Source organism: Candidatus Cloacimonadota bacterium (assembly GCA_021734245.1).
Lineage (GTDB): Bacteria > Cloacimonadota > Cloacimonadia > Cloacimonadales > TCS61 > B137-G9.
In genome coordinates this window covers 1-26,728 of sequence record JAIPJH010000024.1, presented here as the reverse complement: position 1 = coordinate 26,728, position 26,728 = coordinate 1, and the positions used below count along the sequence as shown (strand labels likewise).

The 26,728-nt window shown below is 38.2% G+C and carries 20 protein-coding genes; 4 read left to right on the top strand and 16 right to left on the bottom strand.

The window, feature by feature from the left end:
* Positions 1–162 (top strand): hypothetical protein, encoded by a 162-nt coding sequence (locus tag K9N40_05560; protein MCF7813922.1) that lies wholly within the window; start codon positions 1–3, stop codon positions 160–162.
* The gene (locus K9N40_05555; protein ID MCF7813921.1) at positions 163–711 is read left to right on the top strand and encodes a hypothetical protein; all 549 of its coding nucleotides are present in this window, start codon (positions 163–165) and stop codon (positions 709–711) included.
* On the opposite strand, the gene K9N40_05550 is transcribed toward K9N40_05555, so the two are convergent.
* The 16 genes from K9N40_05550 to K9N40_05475 all read right to left on the bottom strand — a co-directional run bounded on the left by K9N40_05550 (position 708) and on the right by K9N40_05475 (position 24,694).
* Entirely contained in the window at positions 708–3,719 is a 3,012-nt protein-coding gene (locus K9N40_05550) for a hypothetical protein (protein ID MCF7813920.1), read from the bottom strand. The genes K9N40_05555 and K9N40_05550 overlap by 4 nt on opposite strands.
* Positions 3,720–3,757: 38 nt before the next feature.
* Positions 3,758–4,657: an MlaD family protein gene (locus tag K9N40_05545; protein MCF7813919.1), complete on the bottom strand. Its 900-nt coding sequence runs from the start codon at positions 4,655–4,657 to the stop codon at positions 3,758–3,760.
* Between the two features lie 7 nt (positions 4,658–4,664).
* Positions 4,665–5,303: an ATP-binding cassette domain-containing protein gene (locus K9N40_05540; protein ID MCF7813918.1), complete on the bottom strand. Its 639-nt coding sequence runs from the start codon at positions 5,301–5,303 to the stop codon at positions 4,665–4,667.
* 92 nt (positions 5,304–5,395) lie between these two features.
* The gene (gene mtaB / locus K9N40_05535; protein MCF7813917.1) at positions 5,396–6,733 is read right to left on the bottom strand and encodes a tRNA (N(6)-L-threonylcarbamoyladenosine(37)-C(2))-methylthiotransferase MtaB; all 1,338 of its coding nucleotides are present in this window, start codon (positions 6,731–6,733) and stop codon (positions 5,396–5,398) included.
* Between the two features lie 206 nt (positions 6,734–6,939).
* Complete coding sequence (aspS, locus tag K9N40_05530; protein ID MCF7813916.1) at positions 6,940–8,754, bottom strand: aspartate--tRNA ligase; 1,815 nt, start codon at positions 8,752–8,754, stop codon at positions 6,940–6,942.
* A 310-nt stretch (positions 8,755–9,064) separates the two neighbouring features.
* A complete protein-coding gene (locus K9N40_05525; GenBank protein MCF7813915.1) occupies positions 9,065–9,943 on the bottom strand; it encodes a cation diffusion facilitator family transporter in 879 nt (292 codons plus the stop codon).
* Between the two features lie 117 nt (positions 9,944–10,060).
* Complete coding sequence (locus K9N40_05520; GenBank protein ID MCF7813914.1) at positions 10,061–10,711, bottom strand: hypothetical protein; 651 nt, start codon at positions 10,709–10,711, stop codon at positions 10,061–10,063.
* A gap of 67 nt (positions 10,712–10,778) precedes the next feature.
* Positions 10,779–13,472, bottom strand: coding sequence for a DNA gyrase subunit A (gene gyrA / locus K9N40_05515; GenBank protein MCF7813913.1), 2,694 nt, complete (start codon positions 13,470–13,472; stop codon positions 10,779–10,781).
* A 10-nt stretch (positions 13,473–13,482) separates the two neighbouring features.
* Positions 13,483–15,378, bottom strand: coding sequence for a DNA topoisomerase (ATP-hydrolyzing) subunit B (gene gyrB, locus K9N40_05510; protein ID MCF7813912.1), 1,896 nt, complete (start codon positions 15,376–15,378; stop codon positions 13,483–13,485).
* A gap of 492 nt (positions 15,379–15,870) precedes the next feature.
* Positions 15,871–16,449 (bottom strand): PASTA domain-containing protein, encoded by a 579-nt coding sequence (locus tag K9N40_05505; protein ID MCF7813911.1) that lies wholly within the window; start codon positions 16,447–16,449, stop codon positions 15,871–15,873.
* A 13-nt stretch (positions 16,450–16,462) separates the two neighbouring features.
* On the bottom strand, positions 16,463–17,779 hold the full coding sequence (rsmB, locus tag K9N40_05500; protein ID MCF7813910.1) for a 16S rRNA (cytosine(967)-C(5))-methyltransferase RsmB: 1,317 nt from the start codon (positions 17,777–17,779) through the stop codon (positions 16,463–16,465).
* Positions 17,780–17,797: 18 nt separating this feature from the next.
* Positions 17,798–18,406 (bottom strand): Holliday junction branch migration protein RuvA, encoded by a 609-nt coding sequence (gene ruvA / locus K9N40_05495; protein ID MCF7813909.1) that lies wholly within the window; start codon positions 18,404–18,406, stop codon positions 17,798–17,800.
* Positions 18,403–18,888 (bottom strand): crossover junction endodeoxyribonuclease RuvC, encoded by a 486-nt coding sequence (ruvC, locus tag K9N40_05490; GenBank protein MCF7813908.1) that lies wholly within the window; start codon positions 18,886–18,888, stop codon positions 18,403–18,405. Before ruvC ends, ruvA begins: the two co-directional genes overlap by 4 nt.
* A 13-nt stretch (positions 18,889–18,901) precedes the next feature.
* The gene (locus K9N40_05485; GenBank protein MCF7813907.1) at positions 18,902–19,651 is read right to left on the bottom strand and encodes a YebC/PmpR family DNA-binding transcriptional regulator; all 750 of its coding nucleotides are present in this window, start codon (positions 19,649–19,651) and stop codon (positions 18,902–18,904) included.
* A 101-nt stretch (positions 19,652–19,752) separates the two neighbouring features.
* Positions 19,753–21,789: an elongation factor G gene (locus K9N40_05480; protein MCF7813906.1), complete on the bottom strand. Its 2,037-nt coding sequence runs from the start codon at positions 21,787–21,789 to the stop codon at positions 19,753–19,755.
* A gap of 535 nt (positions 21,790–22,324) precedes the next feature.
* Positions 22,325–24,694 carry a hypothetical protein gene (locus tag K9N40_05475; protein MCF7813905.1) on the bottom strand — a complete coding sequence of 790 codons (2,370 nt, stop codon included), beginning with the start codon at positions 24,692–24,694 and terminating at the stop codon, positions 22,325–22,327.
* A 148-nt stretch (positions 24,695–24,842) separates the two neighbouring features.
* Between K9N40_05475 and K9N40_05470 the strand changes: the two genes are divergently transcribed.
* Positions 24,843–25,667 (top strand): DUF1670 domain-containing protein, encoded by an 825-nt coding sequence (locus tag K9N40_05470; GenBank protein ID MCF7813904.1) that lies wholly within the window; start codon positions 24,843–24,845, stop codon positions 25,665–25,667.
* 13 nt (positions 25,668–25,680) lie between these two features.
* A complete protein-coding gene (locus tag K9N40_05465) occupies positions 25,681–26,700 on the top strand; it encodes a DUF1670 domain-containing protein (GenBank protein ID MCF7813903.1) in 1,020 nt (339 codons plus the stop codon).
* Positions 26,701–26,728: the final 28 nt, after the last annotated feature.

Sequence of the window (26,728 nt, the reverse complement as noted above, 5' to 3'; positions counted from 1 at the left end):
ATGAAAACCGTAACCAAATCCGAAGTTATAGTACAAATTGTGCAAACAAACTATTATGACGAAACTAACATCAATTCTCACTCCCAACCTCGCCCATCCTGCGAGTCAGATGGCAGCAGACGTTACGCCATGATAACTTTTCCACCCAGCAAGGAGTTATAAATGAATGATAAAGGAATCAATAATCTCAGTCTTCAAACTCGCATAGAAGAACTAAATGATTTTGCACTTCTGCACAAAAAGTTTGGTAACATTGCCTTTCGAGCAATTCAAAAGAATAACTCCTATTCCGGTTTTGCTGTGGGAATGGAAAGATTGACCAAACTCACAAAAGCAGGAAAATTTGACATTGAAGCTTTCCGACAAAATCCGGTGGAAGGAGTTCGTGAATTTCTACAGGGCTATTTTGCAGATCGAGGTGGAAATATGCCGGATATCTGGGCAGAAGGAAATACAGTTTTCCTGGAAACTAAATTCTGCAAGAATTGCTTAACGATTGAAGCTGAAAAACTTGCAGAACAATGTCACGAAGATATTTGCGCAATTTATTGTCGTACGTTTGCCAAAGGAATAGTCTCCGTTCTGGAAGATTTCTTCCCTGAAATTGTGATCAATTTCTATAATGTAAGTTCACGACGGGACGGCAAAGAAAGTGATTGCCGGGAAGCATTTCAGGTGTTAAGTCCAAAAAGGGTTAAGAATCCTTCTTAAAAATCCGGAGTTAGAGTGAAATAGTAACTGGGTTTACTGAAACTTTCCAGATCGGTCTGCCAGGCAATATCAAATTTCAGAACAAAATATCCCATATTCAGGCGGGGCCCGAAACCAATTCCCGCCATCAGATCTTCCAATGAACCAGCTTCTGTTAAACGCAGATCATCAGTCCAGATTGCTCCCAGATCCAAAAAGGCACTGCCGCGAATTTGATAGAGATAAAGCGGCAACGGAAAAGCAAAATTTAAACGATCGATAAAGGGAAAACGCAATTCAAAACTGCCGACCACTTTATTTTTACCCAGCAAATCTTCATCTTCATCATATTCAAAACCGCGAACTCCATTGAAATAATCCATATCGAAGCGTGAATCTGTGTCACCAATAATAGAACCACCGGCAGCTCTAAGAGCTACAGAATAACGTTTGGCAAAGAAATTGTAGGAACGTAAGTCGCCAAATAGTATGGAATAGCTGTCTTGCGTAGAAAAACTGCGATTTGCCAGAAGAGCTCCTCGCCAACCGCTGATCGGTCCGGTAGAACCAAAAATAGAATTATCGTGCACCAGAGTAAGTTGCGGTGCATAAACTGTTTCTGTTTCACTAGCTTCCAAACCAAAATAATCTGCAAAAGCAGCAGGTAAATATTCTTTCTCCCAACTTGATCCTGTCCACCAATCACGAATTGTAGTCGTAGTGGAAATCAGATTTTCCCAATCTATTCGCCAGAATTTATTGAAGGGATAACGAATAATTCCATATAATCCCATTTGCCGAATTCTTTCTCTGAAATAATCATTCGTGCCATAGAAATTGGTAATATAATAGTATTCATCGTTCAGCATAAAAGCACCAAAACCATAATCGATACGTTTTGCTAAGTAAAGATAATTGAAGATAAAATCGGATGTATCGAAAGTTCCACTGATTCCCAAATTGAAATTGAGAGAGTGATTTCCCATCAGATCGGAAAGTCCCATCTGAAGTTGAGCGTAAGTTCCTCCAGAAGGTGAATAAGCCATTCCACCCCAAACGTAATCCAAAGCAAATTTCGTTTTGTAATCTGATATCACGGGTATTTTCTTCTCAGTAGGTCGTTTATCAATTTCTTCATTGTGAATCTGGCGTAAGCTGTCTTCTTTAGCAAAGTCTTCAAAAGAAACAGCAGTTACTTTTTTGTTAAAACTTGGAGCTTCTTTCTGGAAGTCTCTTTTGCGCTTTCCATAATATTCATAATCGCTGATATCTATTTTTTCAAAAAGATCATCAATAAATTTGACTTTTTGCGGAATTTGATATTCTTCAAAGCTTAAACTGTCCAGGGGATTTGCTTTGGTGTAAATATCCCAGCCACCATCGTAATAGCAGGAAAATATCAATTCAGAATCATCCTGATTAAGATCTCCCGTAAAAACTCCACCCAGAATTTTTGTAACTTGAGCTCTTTTACCGTTATTTAAATCTATCGTATGATAGTTTGTCGACATTCTGCCATCCGAAATGAATAGGATTTGATCACCATCTTTATTCCAGAATGGAGTATCGTTGTCCGTTGTATCGTCCGTTACTTGATAAAATGCATCTTCATTGATATCATAATAAAAAATATCTCGGCTGAGAACATAGAAAACGTTCTTATCTTCAGAATTGAAAGTTCTTTCCGAAGTGAAAGCTATTTTATCATCATTCGGGCTCCAACTTGGCTGGAAGTCATGATAATGGTCGTTGGTAATCTGGGTGATCTCTTCCGAAATCAGATCATAAACAAAAACATCAGATTTGTCATTTTTCTGACCGCAAAAAGCGATTTTTTTCCCGTCGTTCGAAACATCTATCTCGAAAATGGAATTGAAATCTTCCAGTAAAATTTCATAAGCTATTTCTTGGGAAAAAGCATCCATTACATAGATTTTATCACCATATGAAGTTTTAGCTACAAAAGCAAATCTATTACCTTCCGGAAACCAGCTGATATTATTTTTTTGGAAGTGAAACTCTTCATACTTTCCGTTTGCTTCACCTTTCACGATCAATTCTTTTTCTTTCAATTTAAGGGATGATCCCATCCAGATTTCGTTGCGAATATTTTTATTGGAAAAATACAGATAATGCATTCCATCGGGAGAAAATACCGGTGCATAATTCATGTAGGAACCATCTTTTTCATGATCGGTAAGCTTTGTGAAAACTTCGTATGGAATATTGAATTTTTCGAAATCAGCAAAATATTTACGACGCAGATAGTTTTTCCATCGTTTTTGAATTTCCCGAAATTCCAGATCGAAAACCTTTTTGAAAGCAAGATTTGCTGTGCTGTTATAACGCAGGGCAAAGAAAAGCTCTACAACTTTTTCCCTGCCATATTCATCGTTTATGAACACCAGAAAAGATTCACCCAGACGATAGGCAAAATATCCTCCGACCTGATCCAGGTAAGGAATTCCGTCGTTAATAAGAAGATCGATGACGAACATATTATTATAAACATCTTCCCCTTGGATCGATTCAAATTCAGGCAATCCTTCCTGCAGCCAGAAAGGTAATCCGGAAAGATTCATGAATCTGTTTCTCTGTCTGTTCAAACCATTCACATAAGCATGCATCAACTCATGGATAAGAACTTCTTCCAATTCCTTGTAACTGCCTGTAAAAGGCACTGCTACGCGATTTCTGGAAGATTCAGTAAAACCACCAACACCTTCTGAAAGCAGCGAATAGATCACATTCGTGGTTTCAAAATCCTGGCGTGATTTATAGAAAATAATGGGAATTCTACTGCGAATGGGAGATTTGAAATCAGCTTTTATCTTGTAATAAGCTTCTTCTGCCATCAAAGCAGCTGCTTTTCCAAAATCATCTTCTCCCTTTTGAAAATATATATCAAAATGCAAAGTAGCAATTTTGCTCCACTCGGCATCACCACTTTGTATTTTATTCTGACCAAAACTGTAGGCATTTAAACTGATCGTGAGACATAACAGAAAATAGATCACAACTTTTTTCATTATAACTATCCTAAAACTCTTTTTGCTAAAATACTAATTTAAAAGACCTTGATCTCAAAGTATTTCTTGGGATTTTTTTTGATATCGAGGATTAAAGAATCCATGTGGGATGTGGCTTTCAACAAATTATTATAAAGTTCTTCTTCGCTGATCAAACGATTGAAACTGCTGTTTTCATTACTCATTTTCTGGCTAATTGACTGCAGATCAACCGTGATCTTCTGCATATTTTGCATCGTTTTATCAATTTCGGAAATGAGAAGTGATGTTTTACCGATTGTATCGGAAACATCTTCCCCATTTTCGTCGATCAACTTATTTAGCTTGGAAGAAAAATTATTTGCGTTGGAAATCAATTGTTCAAATTGAGATGAATTTTTATCGAAAGAAGCGCTTACTTTGTGCATGATATTTTTAGTCGTGTCCATCACTGCCTGAAAATCTTCGATCAGATTATCTTCTCCGTAAACTTTTTCCATAATGGATTGCAATCCTACAACTATCTCTCCCAGATTGGCAACCAGACGCGTCAGCCCCATCTGTCTTTTTCCGGAATGCACATTATTCAGATCAAGTTCAGCTGCCTGATTTCCCGGAACTATTTCTATCTGAATATCACCCATTAAACTTGATTCTAAAATATAGAATTCCGTTCCTTCCAAAAGAGTAAAATCAAGTTGAACTTTAAGCAGCAGGATTACGCCATCCTGTTTAACTTCTATTCCTTCTACTCGTCCTTTTTTTACACCATTTATGGTTACCGGACTTCCAATTTCAGTATTTCCGGCATTATCAAAGGCAACTTTCAAGTGTGAATAATTTCGATTTTCCAAAATCTCCATGAACCAGATGTAGCACAGAACCAAAATAGCTAATCCAATCAATGTGAACAGACCTACTTTGAAATCGTTGGCTTTTTTATTTTTATAGAATTTCATAATTCCTCTAATTTCCTGAAAATTTACGTACATGTTCATTTTTGGAATTCATAAATTCCTGGAATGAACCATTAAAAATGATCTTTTTATCATTGATCATGGCAATATTGCTTTTCAAGTTTTTTATGCAATCCAGATCGTGAGTGATGACGATAGATGTAATATTATAATTATTGTGAAGTTTCATTATTAGAGAAGTAATTTCTGAAGCAATAATTGGATCTAATCCTGTAGTCGGTTCATCATAAATTATATAATCTGGTTGCAAAATTATTGCTCTGGCCAAAGCAACTCTCTTTTTCATTCCTCCGCTGAGTTCGGAAGGCATTTTGTGCATTACATTTTCCAGTCCCACCAGGTTCAGTTTTTCCTCAACGATCTCAAAAATCTCATCATCACTGGTTTGTGTATGTTCTTTTAGTGGAAGAGCTACATTTTGAAAAACATCTAATGAATCCAATAAGGCAGATCCTTGAAAAAGCATCGCCATTTTCTTACGAATTCGCTTCACTCCATCTCGATTCTGATCCAATAATTTCTCACCATCTATCTCGATCGATCCGGAAGTCGGAACGATAAGACCTTCAATTGCTTTCATCAGCACGCTTTTACCACAACCGCTTTCTCCAACGATGGTTGTGATCATATTCTTCTGAATCTGCAGATTTATGCTTTGCAGAACAATGTGCTGCCCAAAATTTATTGTTAGGTCAATAATTTTTATCACAAAAATTCCTATTAATTTTTTTCACTTTCTGCTTTCACGTTTATCCTCTCTACTTCAATTCCATTTAATCTTTTCTTTATGGGAATAAAGTGTAAATACTTTTTTTCCAAATCTTTTTCTGAAGAGATATATATCCTGATGAAATGATCGGAAAGGGCTGTCCAAAAACCATCTTTTTTCTGTTCGATAACTCCACGAAGTTCTGTTTTGGAATTCAGGCTTTTTGATATGTAATTTTCTGTTTTCTGCTGGGAAAGTTGCGTTAAAATATTACTTCGTTTATTGATGAACTTACCATTTACTTGCTCTTTCATTTCTGCAGCTCGTGTTCCCGGACGGCGCGAATATGAAAAAACATGAAGATAGGTAAAATCCAAAGATTTCAGATAATCATAAGTTTTCTGGAAGAGTTCATCGGTTTCTCCCGGCAAACCAGCTATCACATCGATTCCGATTGCACAGTTTGGGAAAATTTGTTTGAGTTTGTGGATCGTTTGGAGAAATTCTGCTGTTGTATATTTTCGGCCCATTTTCTGAAGAAGTTCATCGCAGCCAACCTGCAGTGGAATATGAAAATGCGGACAGATCTTTTTGCTTTCTTTAAAATAATTCAGCAGATCATCACTGAAAAGTTGTGGTTCCAGTGAACTGAGTCGGATCAATTTGACTTTATTGATTTTTTCGATGTCTTTTAGCAGATCAGCCAGAAAATAATTATCATTTTTTTCATGTCCGAAAAGTCCCAGATTAATGCCACCCAGAACGAATTCGCGATAACCTTTTTCAGTTAGGATTGTAATCTGATCTATAACCTTATCTTTATCTCGACTGCGGGAAGGTCCGCGTGCATAAGCTACCGCACAATATGCACAATAATAATCGCAGCCATCCTGAACTTTGATAAAAGCACGGGAATGATCGATCATTTGCGTGGTGGATAGTTCGTCGAAAATATTCAACCTTTCCAGGTTTCCGAAACCTGGAAGGTTTTTATCGTATTCTATCAACTCATAAATTTTACTTTTCTCGTTGTTATCCACAATCAGGTCTACATCACCGATCTTCAGAATTTCATCACTATTTCTTTGAGAATAACAACCTGTTATGACCACTTTTGTTCCAGGATTGATTTCTTTTTGTTGCAATGCTTTTCGTAGAGCATTACGGCTTTTGTAATCTGTACGATTGGTAACAGTGCAGGAATTGATTATATAAATATCTGCGGGTTTGTTAAAATCGACAATTTTATATCCATGCTGTGCGAATTCATCCAATATGCAGGAAGTTTCGTATTGATTCACTTTGCAGCCGAACGTGATGGCAGCGATGGTTTTCATAAAATTTATCATCGTTATATTAATACAATTCCCCTCTTGAGAGGGGTGGCAACGAAGTTGACGGGGTGTGTGATGCCGTTGTTCTCACGTCTTCACCAAGCTTCGGCGGACACAGTCGAAAGTCAGGTTAAAAGTTTCCTCAAGATGACTAATTTTTTTCATTATTGCTTCATTCTTCGACCAAGCTTGACAAAGGGCTCAGGATACAATACATGATTTTATTTTGTGCCCTCTGTGTCTCTGCTTCTCTGTGTTTTCACGATCTTCAGCGCCAGCTCTTCCAGCTGCTGCTGACTTACTTCCGCAGGGGATTCGCTCATCAGATCTGAAGCTTGCAGAGTTTTCGGGAAGGCGATAACATCACGAATCGAATCGGCTCCACTCATTATCATCACCATTCTGTCGATTCCAGGAGCAATTCCACCGTGTGGAGGAGTTCCATATCTAAGTGCATTCAGGAAAAAACCGAATTTTTCTTCCAGTTCTGCTTCGCTGAATCCCAATACATCGAATATCTTCTTCTGAATGTCTAAACGGTGACAACGAATACTGCCGGACGAAAGTTCCATGCCGTTGCAAACCAGGTCGTAAAGCTGCCCTTCGATCTTATCCCAGTCTGCTTCATTTTCAAAATATTTCACGTGTTCTTCTTTTGGCAAAGTGAACATGTGATGCGCTGTTTCCCATTTTTGAGTTTGATCATCATACTCAAAAAGCGGGAAATCTGTGATCCAGACAAAATTGAAATCGTTTTTATCATACAAATTCAATTCACGTCCAAAATGATTTCTTATTTCTGCCAGAACCTTGAAGACAATTTTGTTGGAATCCGCAGCAAACAGGATCAGATCACCATCTTTTGCCTCAGTTTTCTTCAGGATCTCTCTTACTTCCTCTTCGCATAAAAACTTTGAAATTCCGGCATTTAAACTGCCTTCTTCCACTTTGCAGTAAGCTAATCCTCTCCCACCGAGATGTTTGGCAATTTCTGTAAGTCCGTCGATCTGCTTTCGCGAATAACCAGCACAACCAGGTGCAACTACACAGCGAACGCTTCCACCACTTTGCAATGCACCAGAAAAAACTTTGAATTCCGATGCTTGTACAATTTCAGAAATATCTATAAGTTCCATGCCGAAACGTAAATCCGGTTTATCGATGCCGAAGCGGTTCATTGCTTCTTTGTAGGTAAGACGTGGGAATGGTGTTTCCAATTCCACCCCAATAGCTTTCCGGAAAATATATTTGAATAATTTTTCATTCAAATCGAAGATTTCATCCTGAGTTACAAAGCTCATTTCCAGGTCAAGCTGAGTGAATTCCGGTTGTCTGTCGGCACGCAAATCTTCATCTCGGAAACAGCGTGCGATCTGGAAATAACGATCGTAACCTGCTATCATCAGAAGCTGTTTATAGATTTGCGGAGACTGCGGTAATGCAAAAAATTTGCCATGATGAATACGGCTGGGAACAAGATAATCTCGTGCCCCTTCCGGAGTGCTTTTCATCAGGATCGGAGTTTCAATTTCATAGAAATCATGCTGCACCAGAAATTCACGAATAGCAAAAACGATCTCGTGACGTAGCAACATGATACGACGAAGTTTTTCTCTTCTCAAGTCCAAATAACGGTATTTTAAGCGTAAATCTTCTTCCGCCAGTATATTTTCATTGATCTGAACAGGAAGCGGCTCAGAATCGTTGAGAAGCAGTAAATTTTCAGCTGCTACCTCGATGCTGCCGGTTGCCATTTTCTTATTTATATTTCCTTCATCGCGAGCGCAAACCTCTCCAGTAACAGCAAATACGTATTCATTTCGCAATCTGCCAGCTTTCTTGTGCAGCTCCCCATCTTCTGGCCGAAATACAACTTGTACGATTCCAGTAATATCTCGCAGATCGATAAAAATAAGTCCACCCAGATCGCGGCGGCGGTGCACCCAGCCCATCAAAGTTACAGTTTTGCCAACTTCTTTTTCTGTAAGTCTGCCAGCGTAGTTCGTTCGTTTTTTACTTCCTATAAAATCCAGCATTTTATCCTCTTATATTTTTATAATTTATTAAGAATGCGAGATTTAATGTGAAGCTTATTTTGTCAAGTAAGGCAAACATCCTGTTTGCAAACATCAACTTCGGAATGTGCGTAGCTCTTCCGAATGTTGATGTTTATTGATTTGGGGATTTAAGAGATGAGAAATGAGAAATGAGAAATGAGAGATGAGAGATGAGAAATGAGATTTTGTAGCAATTTTATATCTTACATTTCTATTTCTTGTTCAAAATTTTTTTAAATTTTGAAATTAGCAATTTAAACATTCCGAAGAGCTTTGCACATTGGGAAGTTTAAACTGGTATTATCAGCACCTCATCACAATTAAGTAATTCTGTGATTTCATTCTGCATGGAATTGACCGTTTCCATGACTTCAGAATGTTTCAGATTACCATCAAATTCCAGGAATATTTCCACGTAGATCTTTCCACCGGAAGCACGTGTTCTGATGTCTTTGATATTTTCATAACGATCAAAATGGTTTGCCAGTGAACGTAAAATAAGTAGTTGTGACTGTTCTTCCAGAGCATAATCTAAAAGATCGCGACTGGAATGTTTGAAGATTTTTGTAGCATTGGAAAGTATCATCAAAGCAATAATTGTGGCAGTAACAGGATCTGCATACATTGCCCATTTATATTGATGCAGGAAATAAGATAAGATCAAAGTTGCCACCATTAAAATATTGGCACTGAACTTTACAAGATACATCCTGCGTTGAGCAGAACTGAGAGAAGATTTATCCTGCTTATCAAGTTGAATACTTTTGAAAAACAGACTTCCATTTATCACGCCAAAAATCGTGTGAGCTCCCATACCAATGACAACTCCCATTCCAGTAACTGCAACTGGATTGCTGAAACGAATAAGAGCAATTATCATGATGCAGACAAATGAGATAATCATTAAAATTGACATTCCCAAACTGGAGAAGCTCTCAAATTTGCCGTAGCCGTAATTGAATTTTTCGGTTGATTGAGTTTCTACTTTTTTAAAACCCTGCCAGGCAATGAAAACTGCCATAAAATCCAGAAAAGTAGCTGCGCAATCTGCCCACAAAGCCAGAGAATTGGCAGTGATTCCCAAGAAAACCGTAAGCACAAAGGCTGTTCCGCCGGTAATCACACCGACTTTGGCTACTGATGATTTTTTAGTTGCTTTTGTGTTCATCTTATGCTTTGCATCCTTCGACTCCGCTCAGGATGACACTAAGTTTGTACTGTTAATAAAATGTGTCATGGTGATCCCTACGCTAAGTTCGGGACAAGTTTAGTCCAACCACGAACACTATTTTTCCTGCTTCTTTTTAACATCCTGACGTATAAATTCAATCGTGTTGTCTCTAAAAATGATCTTACATTTATTATTTTTGGATGATAATTTTGGAAAGAAAATGAATCCTGATTTTTGAGCTCCTGGATGAAGAGTGCCAAAATGCAGAGAATAAGTGATCAGGTTCTTCTTTGATTCTCGCCACTTTTCTAATGTATCTTTCTGTTTTTCCAGCATTTGCAGTCTATCGGAATCTTCACCATCCGTTTGTTCTATGGTATCGATGTACAAAAATTCTATCTGTTTCGGCAGAAGTAGATTTTCGATATAATCTAATGAAACTACATCATATTGGTTTTCATATTCATCCAGAAGTACGATATCTGCTTCATTAATCTCAATTCTTCGATCAGTATTATTCTTGATCGAGACAAAAAAAGTTGTGAAATAATCGGTCAAATTCTGTGGATCTTTGATCCAGTATTTGTTTTCGACAGCAAAAGTAATGTCCTTTTTTTTCAGGACGGCAAAATCGTCTGTAATGGAAATATCTGCAGATTGGATGGGGACATATTTTATTGAGCAGGAAGAAAATACAATACTCAAAATTCCCAATGCGACGGCAAAAAACATTTTCTTGTGCATAGCCATTTCCTTTTTTTTCATTGAATACAAGTAGAGGTGATCAAATCATCACCTCTACTTTATTGTTCAGAAATCTAATATCGGCTAATTATTCGTCAAGGTCAAAATCCAGAGTCAGCTCTTCATTTTTTGGTTTTCGACCTCTTTTCTTTGGTTTTTCTTCCTCAGTTTCATCTGATTCTTCAGAATCTTCTTCAGGTTCTGTTTCTTTATCTTCTTCTGAATCAATCAGTTCGTCTTCTTCCATATCTGATTCTTCAGCACTATCATCACTGGTTGTTTCTTCTGTTGTTTCTTCAGAGTCGGTAGCTTCTTTATCAGTTTCAAATACATTTTCCAGGATTTCTTCTTCCTCTTCATCTTCAGCGAAGATGCGTGCCAGATCGTATACCTGATCTCCTTTATTCAATCCGATCAATTTGACACCCTGGGTATTTCGACCGATAACAGAAATGCGATCCACCGCCTGACGAATGATCATTCCTTCTCTGGTTACGATCATCAAATCATCATTATCTACAACTTCCAGCAGAGCAACCAGGTTGCCATTTCGTTTTGTAGTTTTCAGGGTTATCACACCTTTGCTGCCGCGTTTGGTTACTTTATAATCACTGATCTCGGTACGTTTTCCATATCCATTCTCACTTATTGCAAGCAGAGTTCCTTCACGCTTGATGACAACCATCGAAACAACTTCATCACCTTCTCGCAATCTGATTCCGCGAACTCCTTGAGAATTTCTTCCCATGCTGCGTGCATCAGATTCATGGAAACGGTTTGCATATCCATGACTTGTGGCAAGTAAAATATCGTTATCACCTTCCGTGATCTTGGCATCGATCAAACGATCACCTTCAATAAGCTTGATGGCAATAATTCCATTTACTCTGGGACGAGAAAAAGCATTCAATTCTGATTTCTTCACAGTTCCTTTTTTGGTAACCATCGTTACATAATGCGGTTGCTCAAAATCACGAGCTGTTACAAAAGCTTCGATCTTCTCATCTTTTTCCAGTTGCAGCAAGTTAACGATCGCTTTACCACGAGCCAATCTACCTACATTTGGAATGCGATGAACTTTGAGCCAATAGCATTTTCCAAAGTTTGTAAAGAACAGAATATAAGCGTGAGTAGATGCTACAAATATACTTTCCACAAAATCATCATCTTTCAAGTTTGAACCAGCAAGACCCTTTCCACCTCTTCCCTGTTTTCTATAAGTAGCAATAGGAAGACGCTTGATGTATCCACTATGAGAAATCGTTACCACCATTTCTTCATCAGCTATCATATCTTCAGTATCGATATCGGCATTACCTTCCAGGATCGTTGTGCGTCTGAGATCTTTGTATTTTTCTTTTATCTCGTTTGTTTCTCGTTTGATTATATTCATTCTGAGATGTTTTTTTTCTAAAATGTTTTTCAGTTTTGCTACAAACTTGACCAGTTTATTGTATTCTTCTTCTACCTTTTCTCTTTCTAATCCAGTTAATTTCTGCAATCTCATATCCAGGATTGCTTTTGCCTGGATTTCACTTAATTTAAATTTTTCCTGGAGATTTTCACTGGCTTCGGTTGTAGTTTTGGAAGCTCGGATCGTTTTGATGATATCGTCGATATTATCCAAGGCTATTCTGTAACCTTCCAAAATATGTAAACGGTGTTCAGCATTTTTCAATTCATACTGAGTACGGCGAACCACAACCTCATGACGGAAATCTACAAAATTCTGAACCATATCTTTTATATTTATCACTTGAGGAATTCCACCAACCAGAGCTCGATTATTGACGCTGAAACTGGTCTGCAATTGAGAATATTTATAAAGTTTATTGAGAACGGTACTTGCTTCTGCATTCCTTTTTACTGTAATTACAAGTCGCATTCCCTGACGACCCGATTCATCTCGTATGTCGCTGATACCTTCTACTTTTTTATCTTTAACAAGACTAACAATTTTATCAATGAGAAGAGTTTTGTTCAACATGTATGGAATCTCGGTGATAACTATCATTTCCATTCCATTGTTTTTAGTTTCCACAGCTGCTTTTCCGCGCATTATCACACGGCCATGACCTGTCTGGAAATAATCTTTTATTCCCTGTTTGCCAATGATGTAGCCACCAGTTGGGAAATCCGGTCCTTTTATGTACTTCAAAAAGTCCATTGCTTCCATATCTGGATTTTCGATATAAGCTATGATTCCGTCACAAACTTCAGAAACGTTGTGAGGAGCCATATTCGTTGCCATTCCTACAGCAATACCAGAAGAACCATTTACCATCAAGTTGGGAAATTTAGATGGGAATACAGTAGGTTCCTGGCGTGTATCGTCGTAGTTAGTCTGGAAATCAACCGTTTCCTTATCCAGATCCTCCATCAGATCTACAGAAGCTTTTTGTAATCTGGCTTCTGTGTAACGCATAGCAGCAGGTGGATCTCCATCCTGGGAACCAAAGTTTCCCTGTCCATCTACCAGCATGTAGCGTAAACTCCAGGGTTGAGCCATACGAACCATCGTAGGATAGATGACCTGTTCACCATGAGGGTGATAATTACCGGAAGTATCACCGGCGATCTTTGCACATTTTCTAAATCCTCTTCCCGGAGTCAGGTTCAATTCATTCATTGCATACAAAATTCTACGTTGAGAAGGCTTCAAACCGTCACGCACATCTGGAAGAGCACGTGACACGATCACGCTCATGGAATATTCCAGATAAGCTTTCTTTAAAACATCTTCTATTTCTATAAGTTCAATTCTCGATCTATCATGTATCATAATTCCCCCACTACACATCTATCTCAGCATATTTAGCATTCTGTTCGATGAATTCTCGGCGGGGTTCCACCTCATCACCCATCAGAATTGTAAACATTCTGTCTGCTTCGATAGCATCATCTATCTTAACTGATGTTAAAATTCTTTTTTCAGGATCCAGAGTAGTTTCCCACAGTTGATCCGCATTCATCTCACCCAAACCTTTGTATCGCTGCACATGTAATCCTTTGCCTCCCATTTCTTTCAGCATTTCATCTCTTTCCTGCATGGAATACACATACTTTTTCGATTTTCCTTTTCTGATCTGGAATAAGGGTGGTTTGGCTATATAAATATGGCCATATTCTACCAGAGGACGCATATAACGGAAGAAAAATGTAAGCAGCAGAGTGGCAATATGCTGGCCGTCGACGTCGGCATCGGCCATAATTACTATCTTGCTGTAGCGCAATTTGGTAATATCAAATTCATCACCAATTCCTGCGCCAAGAGCTAAGATAACTGGTTGAATTTTATCGTTGTTCAGTACTTTATCGATCCTGGCTTTTTCCGTGTTCAACATTTTTCCCCAAAGTGGCAGGATCGCCTGGAAAGTTCTGTCTCTTCCCATCTTGGCAGAACCACCCGCAGAATCTCCCTCGACCAGGAAGATCTCAGTTTGAGTTGGATCTTGAATGGAACAATCTGCCAGTTTGCCAGGAAGGCTGCCGCTTTCCAGAACAGATTTTCTTCGGGTAAGTTCACGAGCTTTTCTTGCAGCTTCTCGAGATCTGGCTCCTAAAATTGCTTTCATGGAAATGTTCTTTGCCTCAGCTGGATGCTCTTCAAAAAATTCCATCAACTTTTCATAAACGATTGAATTCACAATTCCATCGATATCACTATTTTGGAGTTTGGTTTTGGTCTGACCTTCAAATTGGGGATCACTGAGTTTTACACTTACAACTGCAGTAATTCCTTCACGAATATCGCTACCACCGGGAGACACCTTCTCGTTTTTCAATAAATTTGCATTCTTTATGTAAGTATTCACAGCACGAGTAAGTGCAGATTTGAAACCGCTAAGATGCGTTCCGCCTTCGATAGTGTTAATATTGTTCGCAAAGCTGTAGATGATTTCCTGAAAACTTTCGTTATACTGGATTGAAACTTCAAATTCAGTTCCTTCTCTTTCTCCAAAAATATAGATGGGTTCATCAAAAAGAGCTTTTTTGTTTTCGTTCAGGAATTTCACAAACGAGTTGATTCCACCTTCATATTTGAAGTCATGAATTTTACCCGATTTCTCATCTTTCAATATTATTCGCACTCCACGATTCAGGAAAGCAAGTTCACGCAATCTAACTGAAAGATAATCAAAACTGAATGTAGTTGTTTCAAAAATTGTAGGATCTGGTTTGAAAATCGTTTTTGTTCCATGTTTGTCGGTTTTTCCCAACACTTCCAATTCTTTTAGAGGAATGCCGTGTTTATAATCCTGATGATAAATTTTTCCTTGTTTATAAACTTCTACTTCCAAATGTTCTGAAAGAGCATTTACTACAGACACGCCAACTCCATGCAATCCACCGGAAACCTTGTATGATTTATCATCAAACTTTCCGCCGGCATGAAGCACAGTCATTACCACCTGCAATGCAGGAATTTTTTCCGACTTATGCATCTCGACCGGAATACCTCTTCCGTCATCTTCTATCGACACATATCCATCAGATCGGATAATAACTTCGATCTTGTCGCAATAACCACCCATAGCTTCATCGATACTGTTATCCACAACCTCATATACAAGATGATGCAAACCACGTTCACTGGTTCCACCAATATACATTGCAGGTCGTTTACGTACAGCTTCCAAGCCTTTCAGAACTTTAATATTCTTTGCTGAATAGTTCTGTTCTGCCATAATTTCAATACCTCTTTTTTAGACTTATTAATTATTATAATATATAATTAATTAATGTGTCTATTTAGATTTTCGGTGAATATGTGTCAACTTTTTTATTTGCAAAAAGTTACGAAAACTTCTGTCAAATTTTTGAGTAAATTATTAGCGCTGTAAGTTGTTTTATTTCAAGCAGATAGCGTTTCATATTTTAAAAACAATAAAAAACCACCCGGAATAAGGGTGATTTTTGTTCGAAATTTTTATTGAATAAAGAAAATTCTTTACCCCTCTGCCTTCGGCATCTCCCCTATAGAAAAGGCTGATGTTCAGTGACGTTTTGCTTTGCTAAAACGACATATACAGAGGAGGAAAGTTGGAAACCACGACGCAGAGCGTCGAAGAATTCTTAGATATTTACCCCTCTGCCTTCGGCATCTCCCCTCAAACAGGGGAGAAAATTTGGAAAACCCCGACGCAAGCGTCGACGAATTCTTTCGATTAAATTGCTTTTTAATCTTCGCCCTGAAGCAGGTTCTTCCATTTATTATTGGATGAAGAAGAGGAAGAGTATTTTCCAAGGCTCACAATAACATCGACCTGACTTCTTTTGGCAATAAGTTCATCGGCAATTGGTTGAGAATACACTACTTTTCCTTCTTCCACATCGTCGGAATAGCGATAGATCTTTTTGCCTAAATTCAGACCGGCATTCTCCAATTTTAGTTTAGCCTCTACTACAGTTAAATTATACAGGAATGGAATTCTAACCATTTCCGGGCCGTTACTGACCACCACATCGACCGTTCTAAATCTTTTGGTCATAATATTCGGATGAGGATTTTGAGAGATGATATGTCCCTTTTCTACCTCGTCATTGTTAACCACTTCTGCTTCATGCAGATAGAGATTGTTCTCATTACAAAGCTTTTGTGCCACATTGTAATTCATATTTACAAGGTTGGGAACTTTTACTTCATTACCATGCCCCACAATAAGCTTCATCACAAAATTGATCAAAAAGAAACCTGCAATAAATATGACAACTAAGATAGAAACTGCTATAAAGAATGATTGTATTTTTTTCTTCATCTAATAAATCTCCTTAATCGATCTTTTGCATTTTGGCAGCAAAAGCACCATCCATATTATGTTTGAAGGGCAGCGTTTTCAGATAGCCGTTATCTGTAACGCCACTTTTCAAAATATTCTTGGCTGGAATAAGTTTGAACATCTTATTTCTTGCAAGAAATTTTTCAATCTGACGTTCATTTTCTTCTTGATTCAATGTGCAGGTACTATAGATTAGAAAGCCATTTTCTTTGACGAATGAAGCTCCGGTTTTAAGGGCATTCTCCTGCAATTTTAGCAATTTTTTGATATTCTGGTTCTGCTGCCAGCGCAGTTCAGCTTTTTTCTGAAAAACTCCCCAGCCGGAACAGGGTACATCCAGCAGAACTTTGTCGAATGCAGGAGCAACAGGGCCATAATTGAAGGCATCTTCTGCAATAGCTGTAATATTTGTCAATTTCAGCCGTTCCATCGCCTGCTTCAATTTCTTTATTTTGTTGGGAAATTTATCTACTGCGATTAATTCTCCGGTATCAACCATTAATTCCGATATGTAAGTTGCCTTTCCTCCAGGTGCTGCAAAAAGGTCTAAGATCGATTCATGCATTTTGGGCTCCAGAAGTTCCACAACCAAAGCCGCAGAAGTATCCTGAATAGAAAAATATCCTTCACTGAAAGCCACATCGTTCAAAACTGCTGTCGCCTGGTCTGTAACAAACATATTTTCCGAAAATTCATGTTTGTGAATTTGAATGTTTCGTCTTTCAAAATATTTCTTCAATTTATCAGGATCGGTAGCCAGATGATTGCTTCTGAAGTGTAACTTGGGCGCTTGATTGTAATATTTACAAAGTTTTGTAGTATCATCTTCTCCCCAATATTCCAGCCATTTCTGAATAATATCTTCGGGAAAAGAATATTTTATAGACAATCTGGAAATGAGATCTTCGGGATAAGCAAATTCAGGGGAGCGAAGATACGACCTTAGCACAGCATTAACGAAGTTGGCAACTTTGCTTCCAAACAGTTTTTTTGCTGTATCCACTGTCTCGTTCACTGCAGCATGTTCAGGAATGTTATCGGTATAAATAAGTTGATAAAGTCCGATATAAATAAGTATTTTAAATTTTAGATTTGTGTTTTGCCATTTATTTTTATCAGTATGAAAAGACGCGATATAATCAAGATTCTTGTACATCTTGATAACACCTTTCACAAGTAAATAAAGCAGTTGAGATTCTTCTCCGGCAGATTTTATTTTTTTACTCATCTGCTGCAATAATTTATCGGAAAAGATAGATTTTGATATAACTTTATAAATAATTTTATAAGCTTCTAACCGTACGTTTATCATAGAAGACAGTTTATATTACCTTCTGCTTTTTTTATAGAGAGAGCGAATCGTTGCTTTCACAATTTCTTCGGAAGTTTTATAATCTTTTTCTTTTATCAGTTTGGAAATTTGCTTTCTTACTTCAAATTGCTTATAACCCAATGTGATGAGCGCAGATTCAGCTTCTGTAACGATATCGGAAGAATCACCTTGGGAAATCAGAATAGATTCGGCAGAAATATTTCCAACTTTATCTTTGAGTTCGATGATCAATCTTTCGGCAGATTTCTTGCCAATTCCGGGAATTGTTGCGATCAAACCGACATCTCCAGCTTGAATTGCCCGCATCAAATCATTAACAGGAAGTCCGCTCAGAATCGCCAGGGCAAGTTTTGGCCCGATCTTGGAAATTGCTATCAGATTGCGGAACAGATTTTTCTCTTCCTGGCTTATAAAACCAAATAACCGCACACCATCCATTTCGTTGAAAGAATAATGAATATGAAGTTTCACTTTTTTTCCGATCTCGGGAAGTTTGTCGTAGGTGCTGAGTGGAATATTCACTTCATAACCAACTCCGGCACAATTTAAAACAGCAAAAACAGGTTCTTTGTGACTGATAATTCCATCTAAAAAAGCGATCATTTTTTCATCCTGAATCTTTCTTTATTGAACTGGCAAAGTGCAATCGCCAGCGCATCGGTAGCATCCTGAGTTTTATTTTTGATATCCATATTCAAAATTTTCTGCACCATGAATTCCACTTGTTCTTTGGAAGCATTTCCATTTCCAACTACAGATTGTTTCACTTCTCTTGGAGAATATTCAAAAGTTTGAATTCCACTCTGAGCTAAAGCCAGCATGATGACTCCACGGGCATGGCCAAGTGTGAAAGCGGATTTGATATTTTTACCATAAAATATGGTTTCGACCGCAGCAATTTCTGGTTTATATTCATCAATTACATTTTTAATATTTTCGTAGATTACGGTCAATCTATTTTCCAGTTTTGCCGAAGTATCAGTTTTTATAACGTCGCATCCGGCAGCAACGATCCTGCGTTTTTCTACTTGCAGGATCCCGTAACCACAATTTTGACTACCGGGATCGATTCCTAAAATTATCAATTATTCTCCGAGATCAATCTGTTGAGAGTTTCTCCATCACATCTTCGGAAATTTCAAAATTGGCATAAACTTTTTGAACATCGTCCAGATCTTCCAGATTATCCAGAAGCTTCAGCAATTTTTCAGCAACATCATCTGCATTGATCTGATTATTGGGAACTCTGGTAAGCTCTGTTTTCCCCAATTTATAGTCTTGTTCTTCCAGATTTTTGACAACTGTGTGAAGATCCTGATAATCGGTGTAAATTTCAAAATTGTCTTCTTCTGCTACAAAATCTTCCGCTCCGGCATCCAAAGCAGCCATCATCACTTCATCTTCATCCAGATCATTTTTCTCCATTTCGATAAGACCCTTCTGTTCAAACATCCAGGAAACTGCTCCGCTTTCTGCCATCGAACCACCAAATTTGGAAAAACAATGACGAACTTCCGAAACTGTTCTCTGCTTGTTATCGGTGAGTGTTTCCACCAGGATTGCTACACCGTTGTGGCCATAACCTTCGTACAAATAATTTTCGTAACTGGCACCTTCGATCTCGCCGGTTCCGCGTTTTATCGCTCTGTCAATATTGGAATTCGGCATGTTATTGCTTTTGGCATTGGCAATTGCCAGTCGCAATCTGGGATTGGAATCAGGATCACCACCACCTTCCCGGGCAGAAACAATTATCTCTTTTACCAAACGTGTAAAGATCTTGCCGCGTTTGGCATCGGCTGCACCTTTTTTATGTTTTATTGAACTCCATTTACTATGACCGGACATTCTTCCTCCGCAATAAATTTACTCATTCTATCTCTGAAATATTTGATAAATAAAGCAGCCCTGCAAAGATGAACAGGGCTGCAAAAATTTTTCATTGAATCCTATTCGTCTCTTTTATTAGCTTCTTCGATCACTTTGGCAGCAATATCATCCGGAACTTTCTCGTAATGTGAAAATTCCTGAGTGAATTTACCACGTCCCTGGGTAAGAGATTTCAGGGCAGGATAGTAACTGAACAATTCAGCCAAAGGCATCTGAGCATTCAAAGTCTGCTTTTTGCCTTTTTGTTCCATTCCCATAATTTTTCCACGACGTGTAGAAATGTCTCCCATCACATCGCCCATGTATTCATCGGGAATGATGATCTGAACATTGTGAACTGGTTCCAGCAAAATTCCTTTTGCTTCCTTGAAAGCTTTCTTAAGACATTGCCAGGTTGCGATCTTGAAAGCCATTTCAGATGAGTCGACATCGTGATAACTTCCATAATAAACGTCAACGCTGATATCAACGATGGGATTTCCGGAAATGATTCCATCTCCCATTATCTCGTTCAAACCCTTTTCTATAGCAGGTATGAATTTGCTGGGAATTGTACCACCAACCACGGAATTAATAAACTCAAAACCTTCGCCGCGAGGAAGAGGTTTTACGCGGAAATAAACTTCTCCGAACTGTCCTTTTCCACCGGATTGTTTTTTGTGTTTGTAGCTTACATCTGCATTGCCTTTTACAGTTTCACGGTAAGGAACCGAAGGAGTTTTTACGTTCGTTTCTATCTTGAAACGAGATTTGAGACGCTTTTGAATAAGCCCGATCTGCTGTTCACCGATTCCTGCCAGAATGTTTTCATTGGTTTCAGCGTTCATGCTCATGCTGATGGTTGGATCTTCTTCCAGGAATTTGGCAAGAGCAGCACCGATCTTGTCTTCATCACTTTGATTATCGGCTTTGATAGCTTGCCAGAAAACTGGTGTAGGAAGTGCAACTTCCGGCATTCTAAGTTTTGATCCGATCTTAACGATAGAATTGAATCCACGTGCAACCTTGATCTTAACCAAACCACCGATATCACCGGCTTTCAGCTCGGAAATATCCTTTCGATTTTTCCCTATAACTGTATTGATCGTTCCAATTCTGTCCTTGCTGTCACGTTCTGGAATATATACATCCAATCCGGATTTCATAGAACCGGAAAACACTCTAACGTAAGCAATATCGCCCACATTTGGATCGGAAAATGATTTGAATACAAAAGCAAATAATTCGCCGTTTTCATCTAAAGCTATTTTCTTTTCAGCATCACCTTCCAGAACTGTGAGTTTCATCTGATCTGGAGCAGGAAGATACCTAACGATAGCGTCCATTACTTCATTTACAGCGATGTTATGTGTAGCTGAACAGGCAAAAACAGGAACCAGGGTTCCGGCATTAATGGCATTTTGAATTCCATTTGCCATTTCTTCATCAGTAAGCTCGCCTTCTTCAAAATACTTTTCCAGAAGTGCATCATCACTTTCTGCCACCGATTCCATCAAAGACATTCTGGCTTCTTCTACAGTATCAGCCAGGTCGGCAGGAATTTCAGCCGCTTTTCCTTCGATAAAAGCTTTGCCTTGAACGATATCTACTACACCATTAAATTTGTGTTCTCTTCCGATTGGGATCATAATTGGTACAGGAGTGATATCAGTATTTTCACCGATAAGTTCCAGAGCTTTCTTGAAATCGGCACCTTCATTATCCATGCGATTGATAATGATGGATTTGGTAACTTTTCGATCACCCAGTAATTCCAGAGATTGTTCCAAACCTACTTCAAATCCGGCTGCTGCATTCACAACGAACAACACATTTTCCACTGCTGTAGCGGCAGCGATTTGTTCACCAGAGAAATCAACATATCCGGGAGTATCCAGAATATTAATTTTGGTGTCCTTCCAGTTGAGATTTGCTACGCCAAGGGTCATAGACATGCCTTTTTCTATTTCTTCAGCATTGGAGTCCATCACTGTGTTGCCATCTTCGATTTTACCAACCCTGGTAGTAGCTTTTGAGTTGAATAACATTTGCTCTGCCAGGCTGGTTTTGCCAGCTCCACTGGCACCGACCAGAGCAATATTTCGGATATTCTTCATATTTCCCCCGATATTTTTATAATACTAAACTTTTTATTAAGTTTACAAAAAAATTCTGCTGCTTTTTTCTGTCAACTTTCTACTTTGTTATTTACGATTTTTATTATAATTAGGATTTTTTCGTGTACATAATAAAATAAAAAGGACTCAAGTTCAGGTGAACATGGCTAAACTGGACTTGAAAACTTCTACAAAAATTGCTCTCAACTCTCCCGATTTATTTGGATATTGAAGTGCAAGAAAATGGTCAAGTCCAAATGAATAGCCCCGTGATTTATCGCGGGGATTTTAGAACAATCATAAAAATGGGCTTTAGCTCAATTGAAGGTTTAAAACCCGAATTATTATTTTTTTCTCTCTCTCTCCACGAGTTAAAACTCGTGGCAACTCAGAAACTCGTATCTCGTGAAAATTCTTTTAGCTTTGCTTCCTTGTGTACTGGACTTCAGACTTGTCCGGAGTTCAGAACACGTTCTTTAAGTTTTTCGTTCTCAACTCCAGTCTCATTTCATTCTTCTGAAGTCGAGTCCGAAAATCACTTCAAAAGCAGCATCTTACAGCTTGCTTCGATCTTTCCAGCTTTTAGGAGAGCAAAGTAAATACCAGAGGAGACTGGTTTGTTGTTATCGTCGGTGCCGTTCCAAACGACGGAATATTCTTTGTTCCCCGCTTGTGTCATCCTGAGCTGCGTCGAAGGACGGGGAACTTTCAATTGATTAATACCTGACTCTTCGACTAAGCTTGTCCTGAGCCGCGTCGAAGGGCTCAGAGTGACAGGCAGAGTTTTTACTTTTTGGCCTTTTAAATTGAAGATATTTATTTCAGCTTGTCCGGTGATTTCATTGGGAAGACTGAATGAGATTGTTGTTGAAGGATTAAAGGGATTGGGGTAATTAGATAAGTCGTATTTAGTAATTGGCAATTCGTAATTGTGAACTCCCACTGAATCTGCTCCAAATTCATAACAGCCCATATCAATGATTGCTTCTCCGTTATTGTCTCCATCCCAAATACGTTCATGATGTAGAAGATCATATGGTGGAAGAAACAAACCTGTAGTGTCGGGTATTCCAGCATCGATGCAAGGTGAAAATTGTGAAAGTTGATATGGATCATTGCCAGTCTGAATAAATAATGGTTCTTCGTCTATATTGCCAACATTCCAGTTGATAATATTAACCCCATTCTGATTATAAACTCCATCTATTCCGCCCCTAATATTACTATAATCAACATTTAGAGTAAATATCCCTGGATTCACAGATGTATGGTCCTCCATGAAAATTTCTAATGAATTATCTGGATTATACATAATTGTATTCGTTAAATCTAAATTAGTACATCCAAGTAAAGTATAAGATGAAGACACATTATTCGTAAATGAACAATTTATAAAACTTGTGATTCCAGTATAAAAGCAGGATACTACTTTATCACTTGCAATTTCATTATCTGAGAATAAACAATTTTTGAATGTGATATCATAGGATTCATTAAAATTACCTGTTGCTCTTACGATATGACTAAATGTGTTATTCGTAGAGTTATTCGAGAATTTACAATTTTCCACTAGAAAATCATCAAAAATCTCTAACTGCATAGCAACAACATAGCCATATTGATTTGGGCCATCACAAACATTTCCCTCTATTATACTATTCTTTAAAAAACCAGCATTATCAGCAAATAGTAAACCTGAACATTGTCTTTGAGACGTATTATTTGTAATTATTAGATTATCAAATTCATTATATACATGTTCCGATGCAAATACATTCCTTATATTGTTATTATTACTAATATTAATGTTAGACATTTTCAAGAATAATATTTCATAAAAAAAAACAACCGACCAAGTATAATAATCTGAACTATTTTGCATACTGAAGTTTGAGATTTCAATAGATCCTTGTACATTATGACCAGTAACTACTCCAGCCGGGCTAAAATCATTATACAATATAGTATTATCCATATCTTCTCCAATTATTGAGACATATTCTTTACAACCAAAAGGATATATCTGTTGATTCTCTGCCCAGGAATATGTTCCTGCTGAAACATGGATTGTACGTGGATTTTGTTCATCTGCTTGTATCTTGCGTACTGCCCAGGATATATTTCTTAAAGGTTCATCTGGTGATAATCCACTATTGTTATCATCACCATCAACCGCTACATAAAGATCATTAGGTTCAAGTTCCATCCAGTTATGTTGGATGTCTATACTAAGTGTAGAGTCATCATAATACTGTGCAAAAAATCTACTCGGATTAAACACAGTAAATGTATCTACATAAATATCAACATGACCTGTATCGGTAACATAGATATCTGCTCCTTTACCGGAATTGTTATTATAGATATTACAGCGATTATTCTGATCGAAAGTTATTGTACTATCATCAGCCATGTAAAGTGCTCCACCTATACCAGAATAATTTTCTGTAATAGTCAATCCTGAAACATAAAAAAAGCCATGTCTTGCATAAAGAGCACCACCTAAAGTAGATATATTATGTTTCAATACACAATTTGTCACATAGGCTGTACTATAATCATGTAATAGTATACCACCTCCATCTTCTGACCAAAATAGAGTTCCAAAGCCATTCTGAATTGTAAAGCCTTGAATACGCGCTTCGGTCTCGCCATTATGTATTCTTATACAACTAGCTTGTTGTTGACCGTCTATTATGGTTGAAGTGATATACTGAGGATCACCTGTTGTTAACTCCAAACTGCAAAGAGTTATGTTTTTTCCGTTGAAATCAAGGTTTTCGAAATATGTTCCAGGATAAACAAGAACTGTGTCGGAATTTACTGATGCATTGATACCTTCCTGAATTGATGTGAAGTCTCCGGTACCGTCTTGTTTGACTTCCCAGGTGGTGCTGAATAGCAACGAACTAAAACTTATAAATACAAACAAAAGAATAAATATAACTTTCATTTTTTCCTATTTAAAGTTTAGTCCAATTGACCATAGGAAGGTTGACAGATCAGGCTGGACATTCCTGATCGTCTTAAAGAAAAAAAATAAGGAGAGTCCTATGGCTAAGAAAAAACAAGATGACTATTTGGGAATCGGTCGTCTCAAAAGCAAGAGTTCCAAAGACGCAATTATTCAGAAGCTATCGGTGGATTTCAATCTTACCCCCATCATTGCTGAAGCGTTTTATTCTCAATTTTCCCAGTACTATGAAGAACATTCCAATGTAACACTTTCCAACGGTGAAATCTCTTATGAAGCAGTATCTGCAGAAGAACCGGCAGGAAAGCATATCCGACTTTGCAGAAAAAAGAATGTTCGTTTGAAACTCCTCGACTTCAACACCGATCTTGATGTCCTGGCAGAATATGGTACCGCCGGTGTTCGCCGACATCGTCTCGCCCGCATTACCAGACAAGCTTACGATCAAGGTGCACTGTTGAGTTATGAAGATATTGCTATGCTTCTCACTACCAGTCCAGCTACTGTCAAGCGGGATGTCAGAGCATTGAACCAATCAGGAAAATTCATCATAACCCGTGGTTCAAAACTGGATATGGGACCAGGTATTTCTCACAAAACCATCATCATCGATTATTATCTCAAAGATTATACATTCACTGATATTGAACGGATCACAAACCATTCCGAACGAAGTGTGAAACGCTATCTAATAGATTTCATACAGATCATCACGTTGCATAAACAAGGATTTAAAAGAAATCAAATCAGATTGATTTCACAAAAATCAGACCGGCTGGTAAGAGAATATTTGGAATTATTCCGAGCTTATGAACAAAAGAGCAATCCCAGATTGCAAGCTCTGCTCGAACCTCAATCAGTTAATCCTGAAGCAAAAAAAAAATCCGGACTTGATGAAAAATAAGGAGGTCAGGAAAATGACAAAACCATTAACAAAAGCTCAAATCCAATTGAAGAAAGTGAGAAGACTCAAAGACAAAAGCCTGAAGAATCACCTGCTCCATCGCTTCCTGCATAATTATGGATATGATAAGGGAGAAGTCACTGCCAAAGCTATTGTAGACGACATCCTGCAACTTCTGGAAGACTTCTTTCTGGTAGGAAGCATCGATGACGATCTCCGACATATCCAATGCGGTCAACTGGTTTGGATGGCAGTTCCTACAGACGAATATCCGCAGCGTGGGAAAAGTATCGCTCAAACCAGAATGAAGCCGGTTGTTCTCTCTTTGGTTACCGATGCCGATATCGATCATATCGCTTTCGGATTCGACACCAAGACATTACGCAAGAATCGCATTCAAAGATTAGTAGATGAAGCTTTCGATCAGGGAGCACTGCTCACACAACTCGATCTCGCTATGCTGCTGGGAATGTCAGATGCTGTGGTCAGCCAATACGTCAACCAGATCCAGAAAGAGGGACACCTTCTGCCAACAAGAGGAAATATCCATGATCTCTCTGGTGCAATTACGCACAAAAGAGAAATCATATCTTTATATCTGGAAGGCTATCTTACTCCAAAAATTGCCGCCAAAACGCATCACAGCAAGGAAGCTGTTGATCGCTATATCAAGGATTATCATAGAGTGGAAATGCTTTGGTTACATGGCATTACGGAACTTCAACAAATTAGTCATCTTTCACATCTATCGCCCAGAGTCGCTCAGCAATACATCGATCTGCTGCCGCAGAAACTCCGGTATAATAAAGATCTATCTTCAAAAAAACTTGACTCAAAAGAATCAAATTTAGATTTTCTCGACTCCGGTGAAACGGAAGCAGGCTCTGCTGGGAAGCAACCTGCCAGGGATAACCGGAAACAAGAACAGGTAGCGGCTCCGGCTGAAAACCTCCGGAGCCTTGCCGGTAAGTCTGTTCTTGGACAATGCCTGAAAAAATCCATTAACGTAACTGCTTGCAAAGCAGGCTGTTAATAACACATATGGTCAGTTGATACTATTT